The sequence below is a fragment of the Skermanella sp. genome, assembly GCF_059503625.1.
On record NZ_JCACHA010000761.1, the window covers coordinates 1 to 10,131 of the forward strand.

The 10,131-nt window shown below is 66.3% G+C and carries 11 protein-coding genes; 3 read left to right on the forward strand and 8 right to left on the reverse strand.

Annotated elements, in window-relative coordinates; translation table 11 throughout:
* Positions 1–1,642, forward strand: a 1,642-nt coding sequence (locus tag AC5JJ6_RS26400) for a PAS domain-containing sensor histidine kinase (RefSeq protein WP_496044923.1), incomplete at its 5' end; no start/stop codon positions are given.
* Positions 1,643–1,655: 13 nt separating this feature from the next.
* Positions 1,656–2,039: a response regulator gene (locus tag AC5JJ6_RS26405; protein WP_496044924.1), complete on the forward strand. Its 384-nt coding sequence runs from the start codon at positions 1,656–1,658 to the stop codon at positions 2,037–2,039.
* A 12-nt stretch (positions 2,040–2,051) separates the two neighbouring features.
* Here AC5JJ6_RS26405 and AC5JJ6_RS26410 read toward each other — a convergent pair whose 3' ends face one another.
* From AC5JJ6_RS26410 to AC5JJ6_RS26420, 3 genes are all read right to left on the reverse strand, one after another.
* Positions 2,052–2,885 (reverse strand): carbon-nitrogen hydrolase family protein, encoded by an 834-nt coding sequence (locus tag AC5JJ6_RS26410; protein ID WP_496044925.1) that lies wholly within the window; start codon positions 2,883–2,885, stop codon positions 2,052–2,054.
* Entirely contained in the window at positions 2,885–3,145 is a 261-nt protein-coding gene (grxC, locus tag AC5JJ6_RS26415; protein ID WP_496044926.1) for a glutaredoxin 3, read from the reverse strand. The genes AC5JJ6_RS26410 and grxC overlap by 1 nt, the downstream gene beginning before the upstream one ends.
* Positions 3,146–3,206: 61 nt before the next feature.
* Positions 3,207–3,986, reverse strand: a complete 780-nt coding sequence (locus AC5JJ6_RS26420) for a ComF family protein (RefSeq protein ID WP_496044927.1) — start codon at positions 3,984–3,986, stop codon at positions 3,207–3,209.
* A 109-nt stretch (positions 3,987–4,095) separates the two neighbouring features.
* Here AC5JJ6_RS26420 and AC5JJ6_RS26425 point away from each other — a divergent pair, with 109 nt between their 5' ends.
* Entirely contained in the window at positions 4,096–5,013 is a 918-nt protein-coding gene (locus tag AC5JJ6_RS26425; RefSeq protein ID WP_496044928.1) for a methyltransferase domain-containing protein, read from the forward strand.
* 25 nt (positions 5,014–5,038) lie between these two features.
* On the opposite strand, the gene AC5JJ6_RS26430 is transcribed toward AC5JJ6_RS26425, so the two are convergent.
* The 5 genes from AC5JJ6_RS26430 to ccoG all read right to left on the reverse strand — a co-directional run.
* Entirely contained in the window at positions 5,039–5,776 is a 738-nt protein-coding gene (locus AC5JJ6_RS26430; RefSeq protein WP_496044929.1) for a Crp/Fnr family transcriptional regulator, read from the reverse strand.
* A 101-nt stretch (positions 5,777–5,877) separates the two neighbouring features.
* Positions 5,878–6,078, reverse strand: a complete 201-nt coding sequence (ccoS, locus tag AC5JJ6_RS26435; RefSeq protein WP_496044930.1) for a cbb3-type cytochrome oxidase assembly protein CcoS — start codon at positions 6,076–6,078, stop codon at positions 5,878–5,880.
* Positions 5,984–8,455, reverse strand: a complete 2,472-nt coding sequence (locus AC5JJ6_RS26440; RefSeq protein WP_496044931.1) for a heavy metal translocating P-type ATPase metal-binding domain-containing protein — start codon at positions 8,453–8,455, stop codon at positions 5,984–5,986. The genes ccoS and AC5JJ6_RS26440 overlap by 95 nt, the downstream gene beginning before the upstream one ends.
* Before the next feature lie 87 nt (positions 8,456–8,542).
* Positions 8,543–9,091: a FixH family protein gene (locus tag AC5JJ6_RS26445; RefSeq protein WP_496044932.1), complete on the reverse strand. Its 549-nt coding sequence runs from the start codon at positions 9,089–9,091 to the stop codon at positions 8,543–8,545.
* A gap of 64 nt (positions 9,092–9,155) precedes the next feature.
* On the reverse strand, positions 9,156–10,131 hold a 976-nt coding region (ccoG, locus tag AC5JJ6_RS26450; RefSeq protein ID WP_496044933.1), incomplete at its 5' end, for a cytochrome c oxidase accessory protein CcoG.

The window sequence follows — 10,131 nt, forward strand, 5'->3', positions numbered from 1 at the left end:
CTTTCTGCCGCACGGCCTCTGCTTGACATGGCAGCCGGAACTGATCTGGGTCCATCTGCTGTCGGACATACTGATCGGGCTGGCCTATTTTTCCATTCCCGTCGGTTTGCTGTACTTCGTCTCCCAGCGTCAGGATCTCGCCTATAAATGGATATTCCTGATGTTCTGCGGGTTCATCCTGGCATGCGGCGTGACCCATTTCTTCGGCGCCTGGACGCTTTGGAATCCCGATTACGTCGCCCAGGGCGCCGTCAAGGCCTTCACCGCCGCCATTTCGGTCGTCACGGCGGTGATCCTGTGGCCGCTGATCCCCCAGGCGCTGGCGCTGCCCAGCCCGGCGCAGCTCCGGGAAGCCAACAGCTCGCTCGAAATGCAGATACTGGAACGCCGCCGCGCCGAGATGGAGGTTCGCCGCATGGTGGACGAGCTGGAAGCGCGGGTGGCGGAACGTACCGCCGAGCTTCAGCGGGCCAACGAATCGCTGGAAACCCGCGTCGCTGAGCGGACTGCCGAACTGGTGGAAGCCAATCGCCGCCTGAGCGCCAGCGAAAGCCATTATTCCAGCATCTTCCACCATCTGGCCGAAGGTTTGTTCGTCATACGGGTCGCCGGCGCCGGCGAGTTCCGCTACGAAGCGCTCAACCCCAGTCACGAGCGTCAGACCGGCCTCAGGTCGGAGGATGTCGCCGGCCGGACGCCGCACGAACTCTTCGATGCCGACATGGCCGACCATCTGGTCGAGCGCTATCGCGCCTGCTGCGACGCGGGGCAGCCGATCCAATACGAAGACGTCCTGAAGCTGCCGGCAGGAACCAGGATCTGGCAGACCAACCTCGCCCCGGTGCTTTCCCCCGAAGGCCGGCCGGTCAAGCTGCTGGGGACGGCGCGCGACATGACGGAATACAGGACGCTCCAGGAGGAACTGGCGCAGACATCGAAACTGGCGACTCTCGGCACCATGGCGGCCGGTATCGCGCACGAGATGAGCCAGCCGCTCAACATCATCAAGATCACCGCCGACGACTGCGGCCTGATGATCGCGGACGGACAGAGCGGTATCGCGTACCTGTCGCAGGGGATGGACCTGATCGCGACGCAGGCCGCGCGCATGGGCGAGATCGTCGATCAGATGCGCTCCTTCAGCCGCCGGGACACCGCTGAGGTCGCCCTGTTCGATCCCGTGCCGCCGGTCCGGCGCGCGATAAACCTGCTGGAACGCCACTATGCCAGCGAAGGCATGGAGCTGGTGAGCGGCGACATGCCGGATGGGATCCAGGTAGCGGGTCGGCCCGGCCGCCTGGAGCAGGTCGTCATCAACCTGCTGAGCAATTCCCGCGACGCCATAGCCATGCGCCGGGAAGAGGATCCGGCGCTGACCGGCAGGATAGAGGTTGCGGTCGGCATGGACCATTCCGCCGAACAGGTCCGCATCGCCATCGCCGACAACGGCATTGGTTTGCCCCCAGAACTGGCGGAACGCATCTTCGATCCGTTCTTCACGACCAAGGACGCCACCAAGGGCGTCGGCCTGGGCCTGTCGATCTGCGCCAGCCTGATCGGCGCCATGGGAGGAAGGATAACCGCGGAAAACCTGGAACAGGGCGCCCGCTTCACCATATCACTGCCGGTACGTAGAAACTGAACAAGGGAATATGATGCCTGACCCCGAACCGTCGGCCATGCCCCACATCCTGGTGGCCGACGACGAAGCGATCGCAGCCATGGCGCTGGAACGCTTCCTGACCCGAAAAGGCTATCGCATCACGACGGCGGTCAACGGCATCGAAGCCCTCGAATTCCACAAGCAAGACCCGGCGGACGTCGTGGTGACCGATATCCGGATGCCGCGCGGTGGCGGACGCGAGTTGATCGCCAGTTTGAGAAGCCTGGACGAATCCCTGCCGATCGTGGTCATGACCGGCTACATGTCGCTGAACGACGAGCAGGGCGTCTCCACCGACGACCGGCTGGTGGTATTGCAGAAGCCGATCGAGATCGAGCGGCTCCTGCAGGTCATCAAGGACTTCACCGGCACCTGAAAAGCCGAAACTCTAGAGAGCAGGCGGCGCGAAGCTGCGGTCGTGCCTGAGCGACGGCACCATGCCGCGCGCCTTCTCGATCTCGCCCAGGTCGAGCCTTGCCGTGACGATCCCCGGTTCCTCGCCGCCGTCGGCCAGGATCTCGCCCCAGGGGCTGACGATCAGCGAGTGGCCATAGGTGGTCCGCCCGGCATCGTGGGTGCCGCACTGGGCGGGCGCGATCACGAAGCATCCGGTCTCGATGGCGCGGGCGCGCAGCAGCACGTGCCAGTGGGCCCGGCCGGTCGGGACGGTGAAGGCGGACGGCACGGTCAGGATCGAGGCACCCGCCTGTGCCAATGTCCGGTACAGGTGGGCGAAGCGCAGGTCATAGCAGACCGTCATGCCGACGCCGCCCCAGGGGGGCTGCGCCAGCACGGCCTTGTCGCCCGGCCGGAACGTCGCCGACTCGCGGTAGCTCTCGCCGTTGGCGAGGTCCACGTCGAACATGTGGATCTTGTCATAGCGTGCCGCGACAGCACCGTCCGGGCTGAACAGCAGGCTGCGGTTGGCGGCCCGGTCTTCGCCGTCGAGCCGCACGGCGAGCGAACCCGCCAGCAGCCAGGCGCCGGTCCGGCGCGCCAAATCCTGGAAGAAGGGGATCGCCGGATGGTCCTGTTCCGGCCTTGCCCGCTCGAGCACGCGGGCGCGGCCCTGGACAACCATGCCGACGTTCTCGGGCGTCGCGATGAAATCGGCCCCCGCCTCGCGTGCACGCAGGATGAGGTCGCCTGCCGTGCGCAGGTTGGGCTCGATCTCCGGCCCGGCGTTCACCTGCACGCATGCGACGGTCAGGGAGCCTGCCATCAGGCGCGTCCCAGCATCGGGTCGAGCTTGCCGGCCCGGTCGAGCGCGTAGAGGTCGTCGCAGCCGCCGATCGGCTTGCCGTCGATGAAGATCTGCGGAACCGTGGTCCGCCCTTCGGCCTTTTCCGTCATCTCTACCCGCTTGCGCGGCTGCATCATGACGTCGATCTCCTCGAACTGGACGCCCTTCTCGTTGAGGAGCTTCTTGGCCCGCGAGCAATAGGGGCACCAGGGGCTGGAATACATAACGACTTCGGCCATGGACCGTGAACTCCGATCGGAAAAAACATGCAGCTGTTCAAGGACTATATGGCGAGCCCCATCAGTTTCGCCAGATACCGCCGTTCGGAACCCGTGCAAGGGTGAGCACGTCGACGCGGGATGCCCCGGCCCTGAGCAGCACGCGGGCGCATTCCGATGCGGTGGCGCCCGTCGTCAGCACGTCGTCGATCAGCACGACCGGCTTTCCACGGACCCGTTCCACCAGCCGGGGCCGGACATGGAACGCACCCCGGACGTTGCGCCGGCGCCCGGTCCTGCTATGCCCGCCCTGGGGCGTGGTGCGGCGATGGCGCACCAGCAGGGACGGGAGGACGGCGAGGCCGGCATGGCGGCCGACGGCATGGGCCAGCAATGCCGCCTGATTGTAGCGGCGGGCGAACAGCTTCCAGCGATGGAGAGGCACTGGCGCCAGCACGGCGCCAGGAACCAGGAGTTCGGCCCCGGCGCGGGCGAGCCATGCCCCGAAGGCGCTGGCGGCATAGGTCTGATCCGCGTGCTTGAATCCGAGGATCATGCCCCGGCAGCCGTCGTCATAGGTCAGAACCGAACGGGCGCGCCCATAGGCCGGCGGTTGGCCGATGCAGGCCGCGCATAGCAGGGTGTCGGCGGCGTCCACCGCCAGCGTGATGTCGAACGGTTCGCCGCAGCAGGCGCAGTGCGGCGGCGAAATGAACGTCAGCCCGCTCCAGCAGGACAGGCAGAGGGTGCCCTGCCGGTCGACCGTGCCGGCACAGGACAGGCAGCGCGGCGGCAGGATCGCGTCCAGCGCGGCGCGCCCAATACCGGCCAGGAAGCGGGTTAGCGACGGCTTGATGCTCATGGCGTCCGCTGTGCGCCCGTATGCGGGTCCGGTCAAGCGGCCAGGAAGTCGCACCGGGCCGCTCCTTTACGGTCGTTGTGCGACGCGGCGGCCCCTCTATATTAGGAGGATGGATGACCGCGATATCATGACCGTGTTCGACCGCGAGACGGTGCGCCGCCACCGCGACCGCGCCGCCGCCGGGTTTGCCGGCTACGACTTCCTCTTTGCCGAGGTCGCCGAGCGCCTGGGCGACCGCCTGGACGATGTCGTCCGCGAATTCCCCACGGCGCTGGACCTGGGCTGCCATACGGGACAGGCCGGCCGCGTCCTGCGCGGGCGCAAGGGGATCGAGACGCTGGTCCAATGCGACCTGTCGCCCGCCATGGTACGTGCGGCGGAAGGAGACATGCGGGTTGCCGGCGACGAAGAGCTTCTGCCCTTCGCCGACTCGAGTTTCGACCTCGCGGTCAGCAACCTGAGCCTTCACTGGGTCAACGATCTGCCGGGCGCGCTGCTCCAGCTCCGGCGTGCGCTGAAGCCGGACGGCTTGTTCATCGGGGCGATGCTGGGCGGCGAGACGCTGTTCGAGCTGCGCCGCTGCCTGATGGAAGCCGAACTGGACCTGACCGGCGGCGTCACCGCTCGGATCTCCCCTTTCGCCGAGGTGCGCGACGCCGGCGGGCTGCTTCAGCGTGCCGGGTTCACCCTGCCCGTGGTGGACAGCGACACGATCACGGTGACTTACGAGAGCGCCTTCAAGCTGATGGCCGACCTGCGCGGGATGGGCGAGACGAATGCCGGACTGAACCGGCGCAGGCACCCGACTCCGCGCGCCCTGATGGTCGATGCCGCGCGCCGGTACGCAGAGCTGTATTCGGAGCCGGACGGCCGGGTGACCGCGACGTTCCAGATCCTGTATCTGGCCGGCTGGGCTCCGCATGAAAGCCAGCAGAAGCCGATGAAGCCGGGGACCGCCCAGATCCGCCTCGCCGACGCGCTGAAGGTCGAGGAGCGCTCGGCGGGAGACAAGGCGGAACCCGCCTAGAGGCGATCGGGCGGAGAGGAGCGTCTCAGACGCCTTCCGCCATGTCGTAGATGCCATCCATATCGGCGATCTGGATGCGGTTGCCTTCCTGGAGCGAGATCGCGCCGGAAGTCTTGAGCTGAGTGAAGGTGCGGCTGACGGTTTCGGTCGTCAAACCGAGATAATCGGCGATGTCGGCACGGCTCATGGGGACATAGACGGGGTTGTCCTTATGTCCGCGCCGGGATTGGCGCTGCGCCAGCATCAGCAGGAACGAACAGATCTTTTCCCGCGCGGTCTTCCGCCCGAGCAGCAGCATCTGGTCCTGGGCTGCGGCCAGTTCGTTCGACGCCATGGAGAAGAGCCGGCGCTGCATCTTGGGAAATTCGTCGAGCAGCGCTTCCATCTTGCGGCGGGGGAATCGGCAGAGCGATGTCTGCGTTACCGTTTCCGCCGAGTAGGCGTAGCTCTCGTTCATGGCGAGACCGAGGAAATCGCCGGTCACCAGGAAGCCCGTGATCTGGCGCCGCCCGTCGGGAAGAAGCTTGTAAAGCTTCACGGTCCCGGCGGTCACGTTGAACAGGGCGTCGGCCCCCTCGCCTTCGGCGAAAATCGTCTGATTCGCCTCGACCCACTGCATCTGGACGATGTCGGAGAGGCGGCGAAGCTCATCCGCTTCCAAGGCCGCACAGACCGCCAGGGTACGTACAGGGCAGGCGCCGCAGGGTGTGGTGTCAGCCAAGGAACTCTTTTCGCGTACTCTGCCCATGTCGAATGGAGGCATGGCGATCCCCCCTGCCGTCTGCTTCTCATGTTCCATTCTGGTGATAAATTGGATTTTTCGCAAGATTGCAACATGCGTGGATCTTACCGAACGATTTCATGTCATTTTCCGTCGTCGCGGCGCGGCGGTGTTACCCCACCGCCACGCGGTGACGGCTTTACGTCGTCGTCATCGAACAGGATGCGGTGCGCCGCACCGTCAAGATCGTCAAACTGACCGGACTTCAGGGACCAGAGGAAGCCCAGCAGCCCCAGCAGCCCCAGCCCCACCGCCAGCGGAATGAGAAAGATCAGCGCGTCCATCGCTTTGGTCCAATCGGCGCCGGCGCCGTGACAGGCGCAGGGCATTGAGGATCACGATCAGCGACGAAGACGACATCGCCGCCGCCGCGATCAGGGGAGTGACGAGACCGCCAACCGCAAGCGGGATCGTCACCAGGTTATAGACGAAGGTCATGGCGAAGTTCTGCCGGACCAGCCGGCCCGACCGTTGCGCCACGTCGAGCACTTCGAGGATCGGGGAAAGCTTCAAACCCTGGAACACCATGTCGGCGGCGGTCTGGCTGACGTCGACCGCCGTGGAGGGCGACAGCGAAACATGGGCTGCCGAAAGCGCCGGCGCGTCGTTGAGGCCGTCGCCGACCATCAGCACGGTCGCTCCGCTCCGCGCCAGTTCCTCCAGGCAGGCGGCCTTGTCGGCCGGGCTCTGCTCGGCGCGCCACTCGCCGATGCCGAGACGGCCCGCGACATCCGAGACCGCGGCCCAGCGGTCGCCCGACAGCAGCACGACTCGCTTGCCTCTGGCGAGAAGCGCCGCGACGACGGCGGCCGCATCTGGCCGGAGCGCGTCGGTGAACCGGAAACGGACCGGAACCGCGCCGGGACGGGCCAGCCAGAGTTCGGGATTTGGCCTTCCGGTCTCGTCGGCGTCCTCGGCTGCGGCACCGGTGAAGCGCCGGCTTCCCAGCCGGATCTCGCCGTCGGGACCGGCGAGCACCAGGCCGGAGCCGGGGATTTCCCGGACGCCGGCAGCCACCGCTGCACCGGGAACGGCCCGGCAGAGCGCCCGGGCCAGGGGATGGCGGCTCGATGCCGCAAGGGACGCGGCCAGACGAAGGTCGGCGTCGGACAATCCGGCGGCATGGAGTTCCGGCCGGCCTTCGGTCAGCGTGCCTGTCTTGTCGAAGACGACCGTGTCGATTTCCGCCAGACGCTCCAGTGCGGTGGCGGATTTCAGCAGGATGCCCTGCCGCAGCAACCTGCCGCTGGCGATCACCTGGACGACCGGCACGGCAAGCGCCAGGGCACAGGGGCAGGTGATGATCAGCACGGCGATGGCGTTGAGCAGCGCCGGCTGCCATGCGGCGCCGGCGATGAACACCCAGCCGAGGAAGGTCGCCAGGGCGGTCAGGTGGACCACCGGCGCATAGGCCCGGGACACCCGGTCCGCCAGCGCCACGTAGCGCGCCCTGCCCTGCTCGGCCACTTCCATCAGGCGGACGATCTCGGCCAGCAGGGTGCCTTCCCCGACCGCCGTCACGTCGAGCCGGAGCGGCGCCGTGAGGTTGAGGGTGCCGGCGAAGACCCTGTCGCCGGGGCGGGCGGCGCCGGGCACGCTCTCGCCGGAGATCAGGCCGGTATCGATGTCGGACACGCCGTCGGCGACGCGGCCGTCCACCGGTATCCGCTCGCCCGCGGCGACCAGCACGGTCATTCCGGCTGCGACCTGTTCCGGACGGACGACGCGGCTCTGACCGTCCTCGTCAAGGACGGTGACGGCGGAGGCGTTGAGGGACAGCAGGTGTTCGGCGGCGGACCGCGCCCGGCCCCGCGCCCGCATATCCAGGTATCTGCCGATCAGCAGGAAGAACAGCAGCGTGATCGCGCTGTCGAAATAGGCATGTTCGGCTCCCCGGATCGTCTCGGCAAGGCTCATGCCGGTAGCCAGGGTCACGCCGATCGAGATCGGCACGTCCATGTTGGTGCGCCGGGACTTCAGGGCGTTCCAGGCGGACCGGAAGAACGGCTTGGCGGCGTAGAGGATCGCGGGCATCGCGATCAGTCCGGAGACCCAGTGCAGGAGGTCGCGGGTAGCAGGCCCCATGCCCTGGCTGTGACCCGCCCAGATAGCGACCGACAGCAGCATGACGTTGGCGGCGGAGAACCCGGCGACACCCAGTGCCCGCAGCAATTCGCGTTCCCGCAACGCTTCCGCCGCGTCGAGCTTTTCCGGGTCGAACGGCACCAGGCGGTAACCCAGGCGGAGAACCGGTCCCGTGACGGAGGCGGCGTCGCTCAGGTCCGGGTCCCAGGTAATGGTAAGGCGGCGGGTCGTCATGTTGAGCCGGGCATATGTCACGCCCGGTTCGCGCCTGAGCACCGTCTCGATCAGCCAGACGCAGGCGGCGCATTGCAGGCCGTCGACCATCAGGTGGAGGGTCGCGTGGCCGTCCTTCGTGGTCGAGGCATGGGCGGAGAAGTCGGCGGCCCGCACGTCCTCGTCCGGCCGGAGAGGCCGCGCGTCCGGGTCGATGGAGCGGCGCGCGTAGTAGGTGTCCAGACCCAGGCCCTGTATCAGGCCATAGGCCGCTTCGCAGCCGGAACAGCAGAACCGGCTGCCGGCAGTCGTCCGTTCCGCGATATCCTGTCCGCAATGGAGACAGGAGGTGCCTGTGCTCATCACCTGACCCTGATTCTTCTGACGCTGATTTACCTGATGCTGATTTACCTGACGACGACTTTTCCGACGCCGATACCGGACCCGAGTTTACTTGACGATCACCCGCCTGACCTCCTGGTAGTCGCCCTGGGGATGATCGGCGACGACGCGGATGTCCCACTGCCCCGGCAGCGGGAAGGCGAAGTCGGCGGTATACCGGCCCTGTCCCCGATCCGGGAGTTCGACCGTGAAATCGTGCCCTTCGCTGGTCGGCCGGACCATTTCGGCGGTCACCCGGGCACCGGCGAGGATGGTGCCGGAATGGTCCTTCATATCCACGGCCAGCCGGGCCGATGCGATATCGGGCGCCTGAAACTCGATCCCGACCTGCCAGCCGCGCTTGCGCTGATCGCGAGCGCCTTCGATAGCGGCGTTATAGGCCGTGCCCCGCTCCCAGTAGTGCTGGGTTTCCAGCCCGGTCCAGCTGTTGATGGCGAAGAACACCATGGTACCGTTGACCGCGACGGTGATGAAGAAGAAGCCGACGAAGATCCAGGGATACCACCAGCCGGGCGGACGGCCGCCCGATGATCCGGTGCCAGATGATCCGGCACCAGACGATCCGGTGTGGCGACCTTGCAGATTTTCAACGGACATCGGCGTTTCCCATTGCTGTACCGGCGCCTGAGGCGCCTGGACGGATCGTGTGTTTCATCCGGGACTACTTGTCCGGTCCGATGAAGACGGAGTGATATTCGACCTCATCGGGAGCGCCCCTGCCGATCGTCGTCTTGTCGGTCAGGGTGAAGGTCACCGGAGTCGATGTGGCTTTCAGCGCTTCCGCCGGCGCCCTTACCCTTACATAGATCCGGTATGTCGCGACCGTATCGGGCCGGGCGGCAAGATCGATCCGTTCGACCCGATCCTCCTGTCCGACGACGGCCAGAGTGGCGCCGGCCACGCCATCGAGCTTGAGGCTGTAGTCCTTGGCATAGCGCGTCATGTTGGAGATCTTGAAGGTATAGCCGTTGCGGATATCGCCGTCGGACAAGGTGACGAACAACGGCGCCCGGTCCCGCAGGACGCTGATGTCGAGCTGCGGACGGAACACCAGACCGGCGACCATCATGCCGCCCAGCACGACGATGATCAGCCCGTAGATCAGGGTGCGGGGACGGATCAGCCGGACATGCGCAGTGGAGCCGTGCGACTTTGCTACCTGATTGTTGTGGGTGTCGAAGGTGATCAGGTTCAGCGGCCGGCTGATCTTCGTCATGATCTCGTTGCAGGCATCGACGCACAGCCCGCAGCCGATGCATTCCATCTGCAGGCCCTCGCGGATATCGATCCCGGTCGGGCAGACATGGATGCAGGCCTTGCAGTCGATGCAGTCGCCGCGCTGGCCCCAATCCTGCGACTTGCGCTTCGCTCCGCACGGTTCGCCGCGCCAGCTCTCATACGTGACGATGAGGCTGTCCTCGTCGATCATAGCACCCTGGAGCCTCGGCCATGGGCACATATACGTGCAGACCTGTTCACGCGCCCAGCCGCCCAGCAGGTAGGTCGTGGATGTAAAGAGTGCGATGAAGATCAGGGACAGCTCGTCGATCTGGAACCTGAAAAGACCGGCAACCAGAGTGGGCGCATCGGTGAAGTACATCGCCCAGGCGCCACCGGTGAGAAAAGCCACCACGAGC